The organism is Pseudomonas sp. SWRI51 (genome assembly GCF_014268825.1).
Classification (GTDB): Bacteria; Pseudomonadota; Gammaproteobacteria; order Pseudomonadales; family Pseudomonadaceae; genus Aquipseudomonas; species Aquipseudomonas farsensis.
On sequence record NZ_JABWRG010000013.1, the window covers coordinates 1 to 17,293 of the forward strand.

At 64.4% G+C, this 17,293-nt stretch carries 18 protein-coding genes; 5 read left to right on the top strand and 13 right to left on the bottom strand.

What is annotated here, in order from left to right; genetic code table 11:
* Window positions 1-158: 158 nt before the first annotated feature.
* The 4 genes from HU720_RS06735 to HU720_RS06750 are packed head-to-tail and all read right to left on the bottom strand — an operon-like array spanning window position 159 to window position 2,990.
* Window positions 159-893, bottom strand: coding sequence for an amino acid ABC transporter ATP-binding protein (locus HU720_RS06735; RefSeq protein ID WP_186518405.1), 735 nt, complete (start codon window positions 891-893; stop codon window positions 159-161).
* Window positions 880-1,527, bottom strand: a complete 648-nt coding sequence (locus HU720_RS06740; RefSeq protein WP_186518407.1) for an amino acid ABC transporter permease — start codon at window positions 1,525-1,527, stop codon at window positions 880-882. The genes HU720_RS06735 and HU720_RS06740 overlap by 14 nt, the downstream gene beginning before the upstream one ends.
* The gene (locus HU720_RS06745; RefSeq protein ID WP_186518409.1) at window positions 1,528-2,193 is read right to left on the bottom strand and encodes an amino acid ABC transporter permease; all 666 of its coding nucleotides are present in this window, start codon (window positions 2,191-2,193) and stop codon (window positions 1,528-1,530) included. It lies immediately after the preceding gene.
* An 11-nt stretch (window positions 2,194-2,204) separates the two neighbouring features.
* Window positions 2,205-2,990 (bottom strand): transporter substrate-binding domain-containing protein, encoded by a 786-nt coding sequence (locus HU720_RS06750; protein ID WP_186518411.1) that lies wholly within the window; start codon window positions 2,988-2,990, stop codon window positions 2,205-2,207.
* 251 nt (window positions 2,991-3,241) lie between these two features.
* Here HU720_RS06750 and HU720_RS06755 point away from each other — a divergent pair, with 251 nt between their 5' ends.
* Entirely contained in the window at window positions 3,242-3,940 is a 699-nt protein-coding gene (locus tag HU720_RS06755; RefSeq protein WP_186518413.1) for a FadR/GntR family transcriptional regulator, read from the top strand.
* A 6-nt stretch (window positions 3,941-3,946) separates the two neighbouring features.
* Here HU720_RS06755 and HU720_RS06760 read toward each other — a convergent pair whose 3' ends face one another.
* The 3 genes from HU720_RS06760 to HU720_RS06770 all read right to left on the bottom strand — a co-directional run bounded on the left by HU720_RS06760 (window position 3,947) and on the right by HU720_RS06770 (window position 6,689).
* The gene (locus tag HU720_RS06760) at window positions 3,947-4,609 is read right to left on the bottom strand and encodes a TetR/AcrR family transcriptional regulator (protein WP_186518415.1); all 663 of its coding nucleotides are present in this window, start codon (window positions 4,607-4,609) and stop codon (window positions 3,947-3,949) included.
* 105 nt (window positions 4,610-4,714) lie between these two features.
* Entirely contained in the window at window positions 4,715-5,650 is a 936-nt protein-coding gene (locus tag HU720_RS06765; RefSeq protein ID WP_186518418.1) for a 5'-nucleotidase, read from the bottom strand.
* 157 nt (window positions 5,651-5,807) lie between these two features.
* The gene (locus HU720_RS06770; RefSeq protein ID WP_186518420.1) at window positions 5,808-6,689 is read right to left on the bottom strand and encodes a LysR family transcriptional regulator; all 882 of its coding nucleotides are present in this window, start codon (window positions 6,687-6,689) and stop codon (window positions 5,808-5,810) included.
* Window positions 6,690-6,804: 115 nt separating this feature from the next.
* On the opposite strand from HU720_RS06770, the gene argC reads away from it, so the two are divergent.
* Both argC and HU720_RS06780 read left to right on the top strand, forming a co-directional pair.
* Window positions 6,805-7,734, top strand: a complete 930-nt coding sequence (argC, locus tag HU720_RS06775; RefSeq protein ID WP_186518422.1) for an N-acetyl-gamma-glutamyl-phosphate reductase — start codon at window positions 6,805-6,807, stop codon at window positions 7,732-7,734.
* A gap of 72 nt (window positions 7,735-7,806) precedes the next feature.
* Window positions 7,807-8,493, top strand: a complete 687-nt coding sequence (locus HU720_RS06780; protein WP_186518424.1) for a GNAT family N-acetyltransferase — start codon at window positions 7,807-7,809, stop codon at window positions 8,491-8,493.
* Window positions 8,494-8,645: 152 nt separating this feature from the next.
* Here HU720_RS06780 and HU720_RS06785 read toward each other — a convergent pair whose 3' ends face one another.
* From HU720_RS06785 to HU720_RS06805, 5 genes are read right to left on the bottom strand one after another with little or no spacing between them, the layout of a single operon-like run.
* Window positions 8,646-9,401 (bottom strand): ABC transporter permease, encoded by a 756-nt coding sequence (locus HU720_RS06785; RefSeq protein ID WP_186518426.1) that lies wholly within the window; start codon window positions 9,399-9,401, stop codon window positions 8,646-8,648.
* The gene (locus HU720_RS06790; RefSeq protein WP_186518428.1) at window positions 9,401-10,606 is read right to left on the bottom strand and encodes an ABC transporter substrate-binding protein; all 1,206 of its coding nucleotides are present in this window, start codon (window positions 10,604-10,606) and stop codon (window positions 9,401-9,403) included. Before HU720_RS06790 ends, HU720_RS06785 begins: the two co-directional genes overlap by 1 nt.
* Complete coding sequence (locus tag HU720_RS06795; RefSeq protein WP_186518430.1) at window positions 10,593-11,414, bottom strand: ABC transporter ATP-binding protein; 822 nt, start codon at window positions 11,412-11,414, stop codon at window positions 10,593-10,595. The genes HU720_RS06790 and HU720_RS06795 overlap by 14 nt, the downstream gene beginning before the upstream one ends.
* Window positions 11,411-12,475, bottom strand: coding sequence for an acyl-CoA dehydrogenase family protein (locus HU720_RS06800; RefSeq protein WP_186518432.1), 1,065 nt, complete (start codon window positions 12,473-12,475; stop codon window positions 11,411-11,413). The genes HU720_RS06795 and HU720_RS06800 overlap by 4 nt, the downstream gene beginning before the upstream one ends.
* Before the next feature lie 43 nt (window positions 12,476-12,518).
* The gene (locus HU720_RS06805) at window positions 12,519-13,079 is read right to left on the bottom strand and encodes a carboxymuconolactone decarboxylase family protein (protein WP_186518434.1); all 561 of its coding nucleotides are present in this window, start codon (window positions 13,077-13,079) and stop codon (window positions 12,519-12,521) included.
* 101 nt (window positions 13,080-13,180) lie between these two features.
* On the opposite strand from HU720_RS06805, the gene HU720_RS06810 reads away from it, so the two are divergent.
* Together HU720_RS06810 and HU720_RS06815 are read left to right on the top strand one after the other, a co-directional pair.
* Entirely contained in the window at window positions 13,181-14,095 is a 915-nt protein-coding gene (locus HU720_RS06810) for an AraC family transcriptional regulator (protein ID WP_186518436.1), read from the top strand.
* Window positions 14,096-14,168: 73 nt separating this feature from the next.
* Complete coding sequence (locus HU720_RS06815) at window positions 14,169-15,569, top strand: hypothetical protein (RefSeq protein WP_186518438.1); 1,401 nt, start codon at window positions 14,169-14,171, stop codon at window positions 15,567-15,569.
* A 216-nt stretch (window positions 15,570-15,785) separates the two neighbouring features.
* Here HU720_RS06815 and HU720_RS06820 read toward each other — a convergent pair whose 3' ends face one another.
* On the bottom strand, window positions 15,786-17,198 hold the full coding sequence (locus tag HU720_RS06820; RefSeq protein WP_186518439.1) for a DOPA decarboxylase: 1,413 nt from the start codon (window positions 17,196-17,198) through the stop codon (window positions 15,786-15,788).
* Window positions 17,199-17,293 lie beyond the last annotated feature (95 nt).

Here is a 17,293-nt window from a genome sequence, read left to right on the forward strand (position 1 = left end):
GGCCTGCTTCGCAGCCCTTTCGCGGCACAAGGCCGCTCCTACACTGACCGCGTAGACGACATCGATATGGGGATGGGCGAGCTCTGTGGGAGCTGGCGCCAGCCTGCGATGAGGCCGGAAGAGGTTTGCACAAAGCATCGAATCCCCCACAGGGGTTCTCAGCCCCCCGCCACCGCGCCAATGAAATTGGCAAGCTCTGCCGTCTGCGGTGCGGCGAACACCTCGCGCGGGTGGCCGACTTCGTGCACCTTGCCCTGATGCATGAACACAAGCTTGTCGCCAACCTCACGGGCAAAGCGCATTTCGTGGGTGACCATGATCAGGGTCATGCCTTCACGGGCCAGTTGGCGCACCACGCTGAGCACTTCGTTGACCAGCTCCGGGTCCAGCGCCGAGGTGATTTCGTCGCACAGCAGCACCTTGGGCGACATCGCCAAGGCCCGGGCAATTGCCACCCGTTGCTGCTGCCCGCCAGACAACCGGTCCGGGTAGGCATCGACCTTGTCGCTCAGCCCCACCCGCGCCAGCATCTGCTCGGCAAGATAGCGTGCCTCGGCCTTGCCGGCCTTCTTCACCACTTGCGGGGCCAGCATCACGTTTTCGCCCACGGTCAGGTGCGGGAACAGGTTGAACTGCTGGAACACCATGCCAACCTTCTGGCGCAGCGCGCGCAGGTCGGCGCGGGCGGCGTCCAGGTACTCGCCGTCCACCTCGATGACCCCGTCGCTGATCGACTCCAGGCCATTCAAGGTGCGCAGCAAGGTGGATTTGCCCGAGCCGCTGCGGCCGATGATCGCCACCACCTCGCCTTCCTCGATGCTCAGGTCAACCCCCTTGAGCACATGGTTATCGCCGTAATACTTGTGCAGCGCGGACACTCTAAGCAGGGGCATGCAGCCTCCTTTCCAGATAACGGGCGCTCAGCGAGAGCGGGTAGCAAAGGATGAAGTAGCCCACGGCCACCAGGCCGTAGATCAAAAAGGGCTCGAACGTGGCGTTGGCCAGCATGCCGCCGGTCTTGGTCAGCTCGGTGAAGCCGATGATCGAGGTGACCGCCGTGCCTTTGACCACCTGCACCGAAAAACCAACGGTAGGCGCCACCGCAATACGCAGCGCCTGCGGCAGGATCACATGGCGCAGTTGCTCAAGTCGGGTCAGCGCCAGGCTGCCAGAGGCCTCCCACTGGCCACGCGGGATCGACTCCACGCAACCGCGCCAGATTTCAGCCAGGAACGCGCTGCTGAACAAGGTCAGGGCAATGGCCGCCGCCATCCACGCCGACACGTCCAGCCCAAACAGCGCCAGGCCGAAGAACACCATGAACAGCTGCATCAACAGCGGCGTGCCCTGGAACAGCTCGATATAGCCACGGGCGGCGCCCCGCAGCAGCGGCTGCTCGCTGATCCGCGCCACCAGCAGCAACAGGCCAGCGGCGCTACCACAGACAAACGCCACCAGCGACAGCAGCAAGGTCCACTGCAACCCGGTCAGCAGGTTGCGCACGATATCCCACAGGGTGAAGTCCATTCAGCGTCTCCCCATCAACAGGCGCTGGCCGATCCACGCCAACAACTGGCGCACCACAATCGCCATCAGCAGATACAGCAGCGTGGTCAGCAGGTAGGTCTCGAACGCACGGAAATTGCGCGACTGAATGAAGTTGGCGGCGAACGACAGCTCCTCGGTGGCGATCTGCGAACACACCGCCGAACCAAGCATCACAATCACGATCTGGCTCGACAGCGCCGGCCATACCTTGGCCAATGCCGGCTGCAGCACCACGTAGCGAAACGCCTCGAAGCGGCTCATGGCCAGTGCTGCCGCCGCCTCCAACTGGCCCTTGGGCACAGCCTGAATGCCGGCACGGATAATCTCGGTGGAATAGGCCCCCAGGTTGATCACCATGGCCAACACCGCCGCCTGCCACTCGGTCAGGCGCACGCCAAGCGCGGGCAAGCCGAAGAAGATGAAGAACAGCTGGACGATGAACGGCGTGTTGCGGATCAGCTCCACGTACAGCCCGAACAGCGCATCGAAAGGCCGCAGGCGCCAGGCGCGGGTAACCGCGCCGACGACACCAATGGCGACCCCGAGCACGGTGCCGATCAGGGTCAGTTGCAAGGTGAACAGTGCGCCCTTGAACAGCAGGTCGCCCTGCGCCAGCACCGGGGCGAAATCAAATTGATAAGCCATCAGTCAGGCGCTCAGAGGTCGGCCGGCAGCGGCTGCTTCAGCCATTTTTCAGCGTTGCGGTTCAGGCTGCCGTCGGCTTTGGCCGCATCCAGCGTGGCGTTTACCTTTTCCAGCAGCGCCGGCTCCTGTTTGGCCAGGCCCACATAGACGGGCGAATCCTTGAGCTTGACCTTCATCACCGGGACCTTGGATGGGTTTTTCTCGGCGATGGCCGCCATGACCACGCTGCCGCTGGCAATCAGCTCGACCTGGCCGGACAGGTAGGCGGCGATGGTCGAATTGTTGTCTTCAAAGCGCTTGATGATGGTGCCTTTGGGCGCCACAGCGCTGAGTTCCATGTCTTCGATGGCGCCGCGGGTGACGCTGATGGTCTTGCCGGCAATGGCGTTGATGTCGCTAATCTGCGCCTCGGCCGGGCCGAACACCGCCAGGTAGAACGGCGCGTAGGGGCGCGAGAAGTCGATCACGGCCGCCCGCTCCGGGTTCTTGCCCAGGCTTGAGATCACCAGGTCCACCTTGCCGGTGGTCAGAAACGGAATACGGTTGGTGCTGTTGACCGGCGTCAGCGCAAGCTTCACGCCCAAACGGTCGGCCAGCAGCTGCGCGGTGTCGATGTCCAGGCCGCGCGGTTTGAGGTCAGGGCCAACCGAGCCGAATGGTGGGAAGTCCTGAGGCACGGCGACCTTCAGCACGCCACGGGCGGTGATGTCGGCCAGCGCGTCGGCCTGGGCCTGGGCAAGGGTCAGGGCGCCGGTGCAGAACAGGGTTGCCAGCAGCAGGGGACGGAACGTTTTCATCGAAAGGCCTCGCACAGGGTCCGAAAATGGGCTGCTGGGCCAGTGCACGGGTCATGCCAGCCTTGGGTAAAACCCCGTAGCTCGCAGGGTGCGCGGCTATTTCAAGGTCTTACTGGTCTGAACAGTTGCCGCGCCACGCCCCGCTTTCGCGCAGTGCCGCCACAGCCTGCGCCACAACGAAGCAAGGCTTGCCAGCACAGGCCAATTCACCGTAAAACGGTGCCCATCGCTCTCAGACCGGTCTGCCCAGCATGCTTGCCACCCCTGCCCGCCCCGTCCCGGAAATCGCCTTGCAAGCGATCCGCAAACTGATCGAGGAAGACGGCTACCTGCCCGGTGACGCGCTGCCCTCACAGCGCGACCTGGCCGAGCGCCTCGGGGTCAGCCGTGCCTCGCTGCGTGAGGCGCTGTCCACGTTGAGCGCCTTGGGGCTGATAAGCGTACAACCGGGCAAAGGCGTGTTCGTGCAAACGCCCGTGGCACCGGGCGGCGTGCCGAGCGGCTTTGCCTGGCCCTATGCCGAGCAGGTGTCGGCGGCCGATACCTTCCAGTTGCGCTACGCCCTTGAAGGCTTTGCCGCAGGCCAGGCGGCGCTGGCACTGACCGCTGACGACCTGGACGAACTGCAAGCCAATGTCGAGGCGATGGCCGTCGAGCTTCGGGCTGGGCGCTTCGAAGCGGCGGCGCGGCTGGATTTCGCGTTCCATCAGAAACTGCTGCAGGCTAGCGGCAACCGCGCGATGCTGCAGGTGATCACAGCCAGCCAGGATATTTTTCTGGAAAGCCAGAAACTGCCGTTCATTCGCCCGGAGCGGGCCATGGAGACCTGGCAGGAGCATCGCAAGATCCTGCGCGCCCTTACCCGCCGCTCGCAGGCGGCTGCGCAGCGGGCCATGCAGGAACACATCCGCAATGCCGCTGCGCGTACCGGGGTGGTGTTTGCAGGGTAAGGCCCGTTACGCCTTGATGTAGCCCATCACCGACTCGCAGATCATCTGCTTGTGGCGCGCCTTGACCTGCTCATCGGCCAGGTCGATCTGGAAGATATCGCTAAAGGTGTGCCGGTTGGAAACTCGGTAGAAACAGAACGAACTCATCAGCATGTGCAGGTCGATGACCTCGATGCCGGGGCGGAAAACACCCTCGGCCACGCCGCGTTCCAGGGTGCGGCCCAGCGCCTGCAGTACCAGGCTGCTCATTTCGCGGATCGCTGGCGACTGCTTCACATACTCGCCGTAATGGATATTCTCGGTGCAGACGATACGCACGAAATCGACGTTGCGGTCGTGGTGATCGAAAGTGAACTCCACCAACCGCCTGATCGCCTGGTCGGCCGGCAGCGACTCAAGCTCCAGACTGTGTTCGGTCTTGCGAATATCGCCATACAGCTTGACCAGACACTCGACGTACAACTGCTCCTTGCTGCCGAAGTAGTAGTAGATCATGCGCTTGGAGGTGGCGGTGCGCTCGGCGATGGCATCGACCCGGGCACCGGCCAGGCCCTGTTGGACAAACTCGGTGATGGCAGCCTGGAGGATATTCTCGCGGGTTTTCTCGGGGTTGTTCTTGCGCGCCTTGCGCGCCCCCTCGGCTTCAGGCTTGACTACCGGATCACTCATACCGACTCACAGGCTCATTATTGGAATGGGCCGATTATCCGTGAGCCGGGCGATGCAGGGAAGCACGCTGTTGGTCGGATGGTCAGGTTTGCCCATGGCCGGCACTCAGGCCGAGCGGTTGGTCACGCCAAACGGCACATGCACCGAGGGCACCACGGTGCTGGTGCTCTTCAGATGCCCTGACTGGTCATCGAAAAAGATATGCGGCTTGAGCACGCGCAACACCCGGCGTTTTTCGATCCCCCCCAGAAAAAACGCATCGTTGGCCATCACGCCCCAGCTTTTCAGGGTATTGAGCGCCCGTTCGTGGGACGGCGCATTGCGTGCGGTAACAATCGATACGCGCAGGCGGTTCAGGTAATCGGGGTGTTCGAGGCGAAACTGCTCCTCGGCTGCCTGGATGCGCGCGATGCGTACGAAGAACTCCTTCAGCGGCCCCGGGTTATGCGGCTGGGCGACGTTCTTCACCTCGTGGGCATGGAAACGGTCCAGCCCGCCAGACTGCATCACCGCCTCGGACTCATCGCCGGCCAGCACACCATCGAAGTCGAAGGCGATGCGCAGGTTGTCGTCGCTTTCGTCATCGTCGAACTGCGAATCGAGCACCTGCCCTGCCGGGTAGCCGGCCTGGATCGCGGCGTCCACATGGCCCTTGTCGGCGGAGAGAAACAGGGCGATGTTCAGCGCCGGAATGTACTCGTACGGCGAGCGGCCCTGGGTGAAGATCGCCCGGGTCATGTTCAGGCCGTAGTGGTTGATGGTCTTCATCACGCGCAGGCCGGTATCGGGGTCGTTCTGCGACAGCAGCACCACCTCTACCAGCGGGTCCTCGGGGTCATCGCGCAGGTTGTTGAGGGCCAGCAGGCGCTTGATGAACGGATAGGCGATGCCCTTGCCCAACGGGACGTCCAGGTGTTGCTCCTGGTATTTGCGGTATTGCGCTTCGCCGTCACGGCGGAACACTGCATCTGACTCGCTGAGGTCGAATACGGCGCTTGAGGCAACACCGATGACCAGGCGGTCGTCCAGTTCGAAGGGCATGCTGCGGTCCTTGTGCAAGAGGTGTGGGCAGAGTACACCAGCGCCGTTACAGGACAAGCCCGCCGGGGCGTGTCGCAGCCCCTGTAGGGGCGGCCTTGTGTCGCGAAAGGGCCGCAAAGCGGCCCCGGCAATATCAGCTTGAAGCACAAATCCTTATTCACTGGCGCAGCTTGCCAAGCGCCGCCAGCACATGCCCGGTGGCCTGCTCCAGCGCCCCTTCGCGGCAGGCGATGCCCAGCTGGCGCCACAAGCCGGGGCGCAACGGCCGGCGAATGATGCGCGGATCATGCGGCTGCTCTTCGCCCTCCTGCGGCAGCAAGGTCGCCCCGTAACCCGCCGCCACCAGGCTCTTGATCGCATCGTTGAAGTTCAACTCGATGCGTGCCTCGGGGTAAAGCCCGGCGCCGGCAAACCACTCTGAGGTCACCCGCGACAACTGCGTGGTGCTGTCATTGAGAATCAACGCCTGCCCGGCAAGCCAGGCCGGGGTGATGCGCGCCGGCGCCTGCCAGTCGCAGGGCAAGTACGCCATGATGGGGTCACGCCGCCACTCGGTCACCCGCAACCCCTTGCCCGCCACCTGCGGCAAGGCCACCAAGGCGATATCCAGGCTGCCCTGGCGCAGTTGCTCGAGCGAGGCCTGCGAGGTCAGCACCTGCACCTGCACATCGATCCCGGGGTGCTCCACCCGCAGGGCTTGCAAGGCCTGCGGCAACAAGTGGGCAATCGCCCCGGTCGAGGCGCCCAGGCGCACCCTGCCGGCCAGGCCTGCCACCTGACGGCGCACTTCTTCGAGGGCCTGGTCTGCGTCAGCCAGCAACTGCCGGGCACGGGCCAGCAGGGTTTCACCGATGGCCGTGGCGCGCACCTGGCCACGGGTGCGGGTGAGCAGCGGTGCGCCGATACGCGCCTCAAGATCAGCGACATGCAGGCTGATGGTCGGCGGCGCCAGGTTGAGCTGACGGACGGCGTCGGCAAACGAGCCATGCTCGGCAATCACCACCAGGGTACGCAGGCGGTCGAGGCTGATTTCTCGCATTGGGGCACCCGGAAAGTACATCAGTTTTCATGAACGTCAGCATCATGATATTCAAATTTTCTTTAGTCCAGCGACAAGCGAGGATAACCCCGACTCCTCCTCCACGGACATTCCCATGCACCAGCCACTTGTCTTCATCGATGGTGACCAAGGCACCACCGGCCTGCAGATCCACGCCCGCCTGCATGGCCGCCAGGACTTGCGCCTGCTCACCCTGCCCGACGCCGAGCGCAAAGACCCCAAGCGCCGCGCCGAGGCCATCAACAGCGCCGACATTGCCCTGCTGTGCCTGCCCGACGACGCCGCGCGCGATGCGGTGGCAACCCTGCACAACCCGGCGGTCCGGGTGATCGATGCAAGCTCCGCGCACCGCACCACGCCGGGCTGGGTCTACGGCCTGCCGGAGCTGGATGCCCAGCAAGCCGCGCGCATTGCCCAGAGCACCCGCATCAGCAACCCCGGCTGCTACCCAACCGGCGCCATCGCCTTGCTGCGCCCGTTGATCGAAGCCGGGCTGCTGCCTGCCGACTACCCACTGAGCATTCACGCCATTTCGGGCTATTCCGGCGGTGGCCGGGCCGCCGTGCAACGCTTTGAGCAGGCCACTGACGCAGCACTGCCAGCCTTGCAGTTGTACGGGCTGGAGCTTGCCCACAAGCATGTGCCGGAAATCCAGCAGCATGCAGGGCTCAGCGCCCGCCCGGTGTTCGTGCCGGGCTACGGCGCCTATCGCCAAGGCATCGTGTTGAGCATCCCGCTGCAGCTGCGCCTGCTACCGGGGGTCACCGCCGAGCAGTTGCAAGCATGCCTGGAGCAGCATTACCAAGGCTCGCGCTACGTACAGGTCATGCCGTTGCACCAGCAAGGCCCTGCCCCGGCGCTGGACCCACAAGCCCTGAACGGCAGCAACGACCTGCGCCTGGCGCTGTACGCCAACCCCGAGCACGGCCAGGTGTTGCTGACCGCGGTGTTCGACAACCTCGGCAAAGGCGCATCGGGCGCTGCCGTGCAGAACCTCGACCTGTTGTTGACTGGGCTGCGCTGAAGACTCCGGGTAGACTGTGGCCCCGCCTTGTTCGAGACGGGGCGTTTCAGCCCACCCGGAGCCTTACCCGCGATGTTCATCCTTCGCCGCCTCGACGGCGTGCCACCTGAATCCTTCCAGAACCAGATCCGCCAGTTGGTGATCGAGCATGTTGGCCAGCTCAGCAGTGTCGGCATCAGCCAGGACAACGCGCTGTACCCGCTGTATCAGTACGGCGTGGGCCTTGAAGTGCACCAGTACCTGATGGCCTTGGACGGCACCCGTGGCCTTGCCGTGCAGCTGACCCTGGCGTTGGATGCCGATGCCCCGGACCAACTGCTGGGTTTCGCCTTGACGCTGCCTGCCCAGGACGACCCAGAGGCCTGTGCCCTGGCCTACCTTGCGGTGGCGCCCAGCCACCGGCGCCAGGGCATTGCCCGCGCCCTGGTCGATGACCTGCGCAGCCGCTATGCCTGCGTCGAGCTGAGCACGTTCGCCGGGCAAGTGCCGTGGTTCGAGGCGATGGGCTTGCAGGTGGTTGCCAGCGCCGGGCCGCAGGTGTTGATGAGCAGCACCGGGCGCCCCAGCGGGGCGTTGATCGGTCGGTTGGATGTCGCGCCGATCTACCAGACGCTGGAGGTCATGCAAATTCACGCGTATCTGCTCAAGCATCAGGGCGATGAGGCGATGATCGAGGCTGAGCGGCTGCGTGACGAGCGCCTGGACCGCCTGACCGAAGAAGCCAAGGCCTGTGTTGCCCAGCGCCTGATGCGCCACTGAGATCAAGCGCCGTTTGCACGGCGCATCGCAGGCTGTCGCCAGCTCCAACAGGGTCTGGCCAGAGTTCAATATCGCGCCTGCGCGGTCTCTGTAGGAGCGGGCTTGCCCCGCGAAGGGTCGCACAGCGACCCCAGATGGCTAACCTGCCCTACTCACCCATGCACCCAACGCCGGTGCAAGCCACGGGCAAGCGCATCGAGCATGAACCCCAGCACCCCGATCAGCAGCACCATGGCCATCAGTTCCGAGTATGCCAGCCGGTCGCGGGTATCGAGAATAAAGTAGCCCAGCCCCGCACTGACCCCCAGCATCTCGCACGGCACCAGCACGATCCACAAGATGCCGATGGCCAGACGCACGCCGGTCAGCACATGGCCGATCACCCCCGGCAGAATCACCTTGCACAGCGTCTCCCAACGCGTCGCACTCAGGCTACGGCTCAGTTGCAACCAGCGCGGATCAAGCTGGCGCACGCCAGCGGCGGTATTGAGCAAGATCGGCCACAGCGCGGCAAACGCCAGCAAGAAGTAGATCGGCTGGTCGCCCACGCCCATCAACATCACCACCACCGGCATCCACGACAACGGCGAGATCATGCGCAAGAACTGGAACGCGGGCGTGGTCGCTGCCTCCAGATGCCGATAACTGCCCACCAGAAGGCCCAGCGGCACCCCGATCAGCAGTGCCAGCAGCAAGCCAATCAGGATGCGCTTGAGGCTCACCCAGATATGCCCGTAAACCTCGCCCTGGGCCAATAGCTCGACCAGGCTGTGCAAGGTAGCCTGCGGCGCGAAACGAGCCGACAGCCCGTCTGCGGCGCCAAACAGGCGCACGCCGGCCCACCACAACAACAGCAACGCTGCCAGGCCAGCCAGGCCCAGCGCGCCATGCACGATGTGCCTGCGCATCAAACCGCAAACTCCTCGCTACGCTGGAAGTTCTCGGCGATGCCAAAGGTCGCAGGCCCGCCCACGGCGGCAATGGCGTTGCGCACAAAGCGGTCATCCACCAAGTCGCGTGCCACGTGGGCCGGGTCGAGCCCGGCAAGAAAGCCGTTTTCGCCCTCGATCAAGGTGTTCTTCAGGCGCTTGACCAGTTCTTCGGTATAGCTTGGGAACGGGTAAGGCTGAAAATCGATGCGCTTTTCATCCCACTGCTGGTGCTGGATGGCGCCACTGGCGATGTAGGCCGCGCGGTCTTCGGCAGCGGGCGCTAGCACCTTGCTGAGCACGGCCGCTTCATGGGGGGTGTAGCGGTTGGGGCCGGCCTTGGACAACAAGGCTGCGGCCTCGGCGCGGTGCTCGCGGGTCCATTGCTGGGCCTTGACGATCGCATTGACCACCTTCTGCGACCACTCTGGGCGGTTGTTGAGGTCATGCTCGTGCATGAACACCACGCAACAGGCATGGTTACGCCACACATCGCCCGTAAAGCGCTGCACCCGCCCAACCTTGAGGTTTTCGGCCAGGGCGTTGAAGGGCTCTGCAACGATGTAGCCGGCGATGCGCTTGCTGGCCAGGGCCGGCGGCATGTCCGATGGTGGCAGCACCAACAGATTGACTTCGTTGGCCGCGAGCGTGGCGCTGGCAGGTTTGGAAACCGCCTTGAGGCCGTTATCACTGAGCATCTGTTGCAGCACCACGTTGTGGATCGAGTACCAGAACGGTATCGCCACCGTCTTGCCGCCGAGCTGGCGCATGTCGCTGATATCCGGGGCTACGGTCAAGCCCGAGCCGCCGACATGGTTCCATGCCACCACTTTGGCTGGAACCTTGCTGCCATAGCGCGCCCACACGGTCATCGGCGACAGCAGGTGGATCACGTTGACCTGCCCGGAGATGAACGCTTCGATGACCTGCGCCCAACTGCGCAGCAGCACCGGGCGTTCGGCCTTGATGCCTTCGGCCTCGAACAGGCCATTGTTGTGCGCCACCAGCAGCGGCGTCGCGTCGGTGATCGGCAGGTAGCCGATACGCACGGGCGCGTCGGGTTCGGCGGCAGCGCGCGCCTGCAAACTGGCCAGCAACGGCACGGCGCCGGCTGCGGTCAGCATGGCGCTGAGCTTGAGGAAATCGCGACGCGAGGTGGTGGAACAGCAGTCATCCATGCACATGGACAGCCTCCGAGGGCAAGGGAGATGGGGTGGGTTCGGCTGTGCGGCTTGCCCGCCGTAGGGTTTTGAGGATGTCGATACGCAACGCGCCAAGCTCCTCGACCCGCTGCGCCCGTGGCTGCGGCAGGTCGATGTGCCATTGCCCGAGGGTGCGCGCCGGGTGGTTGCCCAGTAGCAGCACGCGATCGGACAGCAGCAAGGCTTCGTCGATGTCGTGGGTGATCAGCACCGCCGCGGTGTTGTGGGTGGCGATCAGTTGCAACAGCAGTTGCTGCATATCGGCGCGGGTGACTTCATCCAGCGCCCCGAACGGTTCATCAAGCAGTAGTACTTCGGGCTGGCGGGCCAGGCAGCGGGCCAGCGCCGTGCGCTGGGCCATGCCGCCGGAAAGCTGCGCCGGATACTGGCCACGGGCGTGGGCAAGACCCACCGCGGCAATTGCATGGTCGATGCGGGCGCGCCGCTCACCGGCAGAGAGCTTGGGTTGGCGCGCAAAGTCCAGGCCGAAGGCGACGTTCTTCTCAAGGCTCAGCCAAGGCAACAGGCTTGGGTCCTGAAACGCCACCGCCAGGCGCGGGTGCGGCCCGGCAAGGGCCTCGCCATGCAGCATGACGCTGCCGCCACGCGGCTGCTGCAAACCGGCAAGCACTCGCAACAGGCTCGATTTGCCAACCCCGCTGGGGCCCAGAATCGTCACCACCTCCCCCGGCGCCAGGGCCAGGTCAAACTGCTCAAGCACAGCCTGCCAGCCACCCTCGCGGGGGTAGCCCAGGCTGATGTCGCGGGCCTGCAGTAAAACCTCGGTCATGCCGAGGCCGCCTGGCGGTGCAGCTCGGCGCGCAGTTGCACAAGGCTTGGGGTGACGATTGGCACGAATGCCGACTCGCGCCAGCGCCGCGCGAAACCTTCGCCGTAGGCATTCAAGTAGGCCTTGCCGCCGCTTGCCTGCAACTCAAGTTGCACGGCATCGGCAGCGCATTCGGCCAAGGTGATGCGCAACTTGAACAGCGCCGCCGGCTGGGCCAGGAAGCGCCCCTCGTGCAAGCCTTGCTTGAGTTCGCCGACGGTGTTTTCCAGGCGCTCGTGCAGCACTTGGCGGGCCTCTTCAAGGAACGAGCCTCGGCCATTGAGATGCTCCTGCACCTCGCTCAACGAACGCCGTGCCAAGCCAATTGCCATGCCGCATTGCAAGGCAAGGAACGCCGGGCGGACGCGGGGCAGGAACTCGCGGGCGTTCTCATGCAGCAGCCAGTCGCGGGCCAGCTCCACCTGATGGAAAGCCAACGCTGCGGTGTTGCTCGATTGCAAGCCCATCAATTGCAGGTCATCGGAGCGTTCGAGCCCCTTGGCGTCAGACGGAATGGCCAGCACGAACGGCGCACCACCGGCATCGCACTCGATGGCGGCAGCTACCACGAAGCCGCACTTGCGCAGGTTGGTCACCCAATGCAGGCGGCCTTCGAGGGCCCACCCCTCTGCCTGCGGCCGGCCACGCACTTGCAAGGCCTCGATGCCGGAAAGAAACTTCATGGCATTGGAAAGCCCGGTGGCACCGGCCAGTTCGCCTTTGAGCAAGCTCGGCAGCAGGCGCTCGCGCAGGGCCTGGTTGGGGCTGTGCAGCAGGTATTCGATGAAGGCGCGCTGGCCCCAGCAGACAAACGCAGCAGCCAGCGAGCGGTTGGCGATGGCCGCGATGGCTTCGACCCCATCGCTCACCTCACCGCCCGAACCGCCGAGTTCTGCGGCCACGCCAACGCGCAGCAGCTGTGATTCGGCGATATGTGCCAGCACCTGGTGCGGGTCGCACTGGCCCTGGTCGATGGCTTCGGCGTTGGCATCCAGCCATTGGCGAAAAGCGCTATCAAGCATGTCCCTACTCCTTAGATACGCCGGACCGGCCGGCATCGGGCGGTTAAGCCGAAGGCTGCCAGCGGTACTTGCCAAGCTCTTCATTGAGCGGCGTCTGGGCGAACACATTAGCAAAGTTGCACAAGGTTGCGAGGCTCACCCCGAGAATCACTTCCAGGGCGTTGCCCTCGCTGAAGCCGGCGTCGCGCAAAGCCTGGTAAGTGGCGTCGCTGACATTGCCACGGGTGGCGATCACTTCGCGGGTGAATGCGGCCAAGGTTTCATAGCGGGCGTCGGGCAGCTCGCCACGGGCGCGCAGCGCATCGACCACTTCCTGGGGCAGCTTGGCTTTGTTCAGGGCCACGGCGGTGTGGCCGGCAACGCAGAAATCACAGCCATGCTGGGTGGCGGCAATCAGTTGCACCACTTCGCGCTCGGCCAGGTTGAGCTCGGATTTGCCATTGAGCGTCGACACCGTCACGTAGGTTTCAAGCGCCGCCGGGGCGTTGGCCAGGATGCCGAGCAGGTTGGGGATGAAGCCAGAGTTCTTCTGCGCGTTTTCAAGGAACGGCCGAGCGGCTTCCGGAGCGGTCTGCAGGCTGTGTAGAGTAATGCGCGCGGACATGGGTGACCTCCTTTGATGTAAGTCGCTACAGTCTGTTGGTTATAAGAAGTAGCATCCATATTCATCAGTCGCCTTTCCTTGCTCCTGAGTGTTTGCATTAGATGATTTCTTCCAGCCACCTCGTTGATTGGTTATTAGAAGGCCTGGAGCTCGACGCCAGCCTGTTCCATGTCGGGCGCTACTGCGGCGGCTGGCATGCCAGCACCCAGGGCATGGGCCGGGCCAGTTTTCACCTGGTGGTGCAGGGGCACTGCTGGCTGCACATCGACGGCCAGGAGCAGCCACTGCAACTGCGCAGCGGCGATGCGGTGTTCCTGCTGCGCGACCTGGCCTATCGGCTGTCCAGCGCCGATGCCGCCGACGACGCGTGCGCCCTGCCCCGGCGGGCCATGGAGCCACTGGACCTGCAAGCCGGCGATGGCGTGGGGCTGGTGTGCGGGTTCTTCGATTTCAACTCGGGCCTGTCGTCGCTGGTGGTCGAGGGCCTGGCCAGCTGGATTGTGCTGCGCGCCGAAGACCCGGCCGGGAGCGCTGCGCGGGCATTGTTCGGGCTGATCCTCGAAGAGTGCCGGCGCCTGCCGCAGCCTTCGCAAACCCTGCTCGAACGCCTGACCCATCTGCTGTTCCTGTATGTGCTGCGCCAGCAGGTGCATGCCGGCCAACCGCTTGGCGGGCTGGTGGCGCTGGCGCGTCAGCCGGCCTTTGCCGGGCTGCTCGAACAATTGATCGAGGACCCGGGCCAGCCTTGGACCCTTGAAAGCATGGCCGCCTGCACCGGGCTTTCGCGGTCGGCGTTTTTCAAGCGTTTCAATGAACTGGCCGGCGAATCGCCCGGCCAGGTATTGCTGGCGCTGCGCATGCGCCATGCCTGCCAGTTGCTCAAGGCGGGCAATACCGTCGAGCAGGTGGGCGCGCGCGTGGGTTATCAGTCGGTTGCAGCCTTTACCCGAGCCTTTGCCAAGGCCGTCGGCGTGCAGCCTGGGGCGTACCGCAAAGGCGTTGCCGGGCGTGCGTGAAGCCTGTATTGATTGCCACCCAGCCCCAGAGTTGCCGCTATACTCGCGGCCTTTTCAAGCAAGGAAGCGTTGAATGCGCACGTTCCTCAGCGGTGCAGTCCTGAGCCTGGCCATGGCCCCGCTGGCGATGGCCGAGCCCCGGTCATTCGCGGTTACCGACCCCAGCGGCCAATTTCTGCTGGAGGTGTTATTCGCCGAGCTGCCCAAGGAGCCCGAGCACCTGGCCCCGGTGCTGATCACCGTGCGCGATCGGCAGACGCTGGAAACCTTGCAGCAGTTGCAGACGCAAATGGACGACCCGCCCGAACCTGGCGCCGAAGGCACCAGCGACTGGCTCAGCGGCCCGTATGGCGTGCTCAACTTTGGCGACTTCAACTTCGATGGCCGCCAGGATGTTGCCATTCGCGATGCCAGCGAAGTGATGGAGATTGGCACCTATCGCTACAACGTCTATCTGCAGGATGCCCAGCAGCGTACCTGGGCCTTGCACCCTGCCCTGACCGAGCTTGCCCGTGATACACCGCTGGGCCTGTTCCAGCTCGACAGCGCCACGCGCACCTTGCGCGTGCAAACCCAGCGCGGCTGCTGCTGGCGCCGCGACGCCAACTGGCAGTTCAAGGGCGGCGAACTGCTGCTGGCCAGCGCCGTCACCGAAGAAGAAATCCCGCCCAACGAAAGCCAGGGCACCAGCATGCCCCGTGGCTACGTGCAGCGCACCCGCGGCGCGCTGCACGACGGCACGTGGCAGGAGCAGACGCGTATCGAAGGGCCGATCACTGAAAGCCCGCAAATGCTCATTGGCACCCTGGACGGCAAGCTACCGGTGCAGCTGTGGTTCCAGGACCAGGGCGCGGTGATCATCGGCGAGCTGCGCTACACCCAAAGCGGCAGCGGCGCGCCCATCCAGTTGGTCGGTGAGCGTGACGACTACGACGACAAACCCAATGTGTACCTCTTCGAGTTCGCCGACGATGGCCGCCAGACCGGCATCTGGCGCATGACTGCCGACATGGGCGACCCAGGCGCCTACACCGGCACCTGGATAGACAAGGTGTACAGCAAAAAGCCCGAGCTGGCCCTGCACCTGCGCCATGGCGGCCCGGAACCTGCGGCCACGCAACTGGGCGATGTTGCGCCCGACCAGCGCAGCGGGCGCTACCAGATGCTGGATGATTTCCTCGGCCGCAACGGTTACCTGGACCTCGCCGTGCTGCCAGAGCGCGATGCCGAAGGGCGCGAGATCGCCCAGTTCAGCCTGCGCCTTGAAGACAGCAAGACCGGCGCGCCGATCATCAGCGAGCAGCACCGTGTGCCGATGGAGGCTGACAACCTGATCATCGTGCGTGAGGCGCAGGCGTCCAAAGGCAATGGGGCTTACCACATTCAGTTGGTCAAAGGCTTTGCGGTGGTGAAGTACAACGCCGCCCCCGACAACCCGCAAATGATGACCGGGATGTATCGCAAGCAGCCGTAAACGGGCTGGGAATCAGGCCAATGGGGGTGATTCCATGGTTCTGTACAAACCAATTCTCGCCAGACATATCTCCTCGTGGCGAGCGGGCTTGCCCCGCGTTGGGCTGCGAAGCAGCCCTAAAACCTTCAATTCAAAAGGTAACCCTGAGGGCTGCGGCGCAGCCCAACGCGGGGCAAGCCCGCTCGCCACAAAGGCGCCCATCAGACCAGCTCCCTCTCACCCCAAAACAACGCCCTGCAACCGCTCCCACAAGCGCTGCACATGCTCACGCTCGGTCGGCAGCGCCCCAACCGATACCCGCACCATCCATTCCCCCTGCAAGGTCGCCGGCGTCACATAGGCATCGCCCGACGCATTGAGCCGGTCCGCCCAACTGCGGGTATGCGCATCCAACTGCGCTCCCGCAAGCCCAGCCGGGCGATGGCGGATACAGAGGGTTTGCAACGGCACCGGCGCCAGTAGCTCCCAATCTGCCGCAGCCTGCACCTGCTCGGCCAACCAGTGGGCATTGTCCAAGTCACGTCGCAGCCGCTGCTGCAACGCCTCGACCCCCTCGCAGCGCAGCATGAACCACAGTTTCAGCGCGCGGAACCTGCGCCCAAGCGGAATACCCCAATCACGCAGGTTCTTCACCTCGCCATCCACCGCCGATTGCAGGTAGCTGGGGTTGGTGCTCATCACCCGGATCAGGTGCTGCGGATCGCGCACGTAATAAATCGAACAGTCGAACGCCACCCCCAACCACTTGTGCGCGTTGACCACCACCGAATCCGCAAGCTCGATGCCGTCCCACATCCAGCGGCACTCCGGCAGAATCATCGCCGAGCCTGCCATGGCCGAGTCCACATGCAGCCACAGCTGGTAAGCCTGGGCGATTTCGCCGACCGGGCGCAGCGGGTCCAGTGCAGTGGTGGCGGTGGTGCCGGTAGTGGCCACCACCGCGCACGGCTGGTTGCCCACCGCCAGGTCTTGGGCGATGGCCTCGCGCAGGGCTTCAGGGCGCATGGCGAACTGCTCGTCGGTGGCGATCAGGCGAATGTTGTCGCGGCCAAAACCTGCCAGCAGCGCGGCTTTGTCCACCGAGCTATGGGCTTGGGCGCTGACGTAGACGATCAGTGGCTTGGCTTGGGACTGCAGGCCACCGCGCACCAGGGCGTAATCGGTCGCCCGTTCGCGGGCGCAGATCAGCGCAACCAAGGTGCTGCTGGAGGCGGTGTCCTGCATCACCCCGCTCCACTGGGCCGACAAGCCCAGCAACTGGCGCAGCCAATCCAGGGTGGTTTCCTCCAGCTCACTCAGCGCCGGGCTGGACTGCCACGACAGCCCCAACACGCCAAGCCCGGTGCTGAGAAAGTCACCCAGCACCGAAGACAGCGTGCCATTGGAGGGGAAATAACCATAGAAATCCGGGTGCTGCCAATGGGACAGGCCCGGCATCAGTAGCTGGTCGACATCCTGCAGAATCGCCTCGAAGGGCTCGCCCTGCTGCGGGGCGCCGCCGGGCAACGCAGCTTTGAGATAGCCGGGTTCGACCTGAGCCATCACCGGGCGCTGGGCAATGTTCTGGCGGTAATCGGCGATCAGATCGATCAGTTGGTGGCCATGCTGGCGGAATTGTTCGGGGGTCACGAAGGTGCTCCTGGGGTGAGGCCGGCTCAGCCGACACAGTGCCAGCAGTCTAGAACCCTGCGCCGCCGGCAATAACCCCACTTCATGCATAGCTG

Excerpts from the sequence above, each read along its gene's own strand:
- HU720_RS06735 (WP_186518405.1), bottom strand. The coding sequence starts at position 893 with ATGCCCCTGCTTAGAGTGTCCGCGCTGCACAAGTATTACGGCGATAAC.
- HU720_RS06740 (WP_186518407.1), bottom strand. The coding sequence starts at position 1,527 with ATGGACTTCACCCTGTGGGATATCGTGCGCAACCTGCTGACCGGGTTG.
- HU720_RS06745 (WP_186518409.1), bottom strand. The coding sequence starts at position 2,193 with ATGGCTTATCAATTTGATTTCGCCCCGGTGCTGGCGCAGGGCGACCTG.
- HU720_RS06750 (WP_186518411.1), bottom strand. The coding sequence starts at position 2,990 with ATGAAAACGTTCCGTCCCCTGCTGCTGGCAACCCTGTTCTGCACCGGC.
- HU720_RS06755 (WP_186518413.1), top strand. The coding sequence starts at position 3,242 with ATGCTTGCCACCCCTGCCCGCCCCGTCCCGGAAATCGCCTTGCAAGCG.
- HU720_RS06760 (WP_186518415.1), bottom strand. The coding sequence starts at position 4,609 with ATGAGTGATCCGGTAGTCAAGCCTGAAGCCGAGGGGGCGCGCAAGGCG.
- HU720_RS06765 (WP_186518418.1), bottom strand. The coding sequence starts at position 5,650 with ATGCCCTTCGAACTGGACGACCGCCTGGTCATCGGTGTTGCCTCAAGC.
- HU720_RS06770 (WP_186518420.1), bottom strand. The coding sequence starts at position 6,689 with ATGCGAGAAATCAGCCTCGACCGCCTGCGTACCCTGGTGGTGATTGCC.
- argC (WP_186518422.1), top strand. The coding sequence starts at position 6,805 with ATGCACCAGCCACTTGTCTTCATCGATGGTGACCAAGGCACCACCGGC.
- HU720_RS06780 (WP_186518424.1), top strand. The coding sequence starts at position 7,807 with ATGTTCATCCTTCGCCGCCTCGACGGCGTGCCACCTGAATCCTTCCAG.
- HU720_RS06785 (WP_186518426.1), bottom strand. The coding sequence starts at position 9,401 with ATGCGCAGGCACATCGTGCATGGCGCGCTGGGCCTGGCTGGCCTGGCA.
- HU720_RS06790 (WP_186518428.1), bottom strand. The coding sequence starts at position 10,606 with ATGTGCATGGATGACTGCTGTTCCACCACCTCGCGTCGCGATTTCCTC.
- HU720_RS06795 (WP_186518430.1), bottom strand. The coding sequence starts at position 11,414 with ATGACCGAGGTTTTACTGCAGGCCCGCGACATCAGCCTGGGCTACCCC.
- HU720_RS06800 (WP_186518432.1), bottom strand. The coding sequence starts at position 12,475 with ATGCTTGATAGCGCTTTTCGCCAATGGCTGGATGCCAACGCCGAAGCC.
- HU720_RS06805 (WP_186518434.1), bottom strand. The coding sequence starts at position 13,079 with ATGTCCGCGCGCATTACTCTACACAGCCTGCAGACCGCTCCGGAAGCC.
- HU720_RS06810 (WP_186518436.1), top strand. The coding sequence starts at position 13,181 with ATGATTTCTTCCAGCCACCTCGTTGATTGGTTATTAGAAGGCCTGGAG.
- HU720_RS06815 (WP_186518438.1), top strand. The coding sequence starts at position 14,169 with ATGCGCACGTTCCTCAGCGGTGCAGTCCTGAGCCTGGCCATGGCCCCG.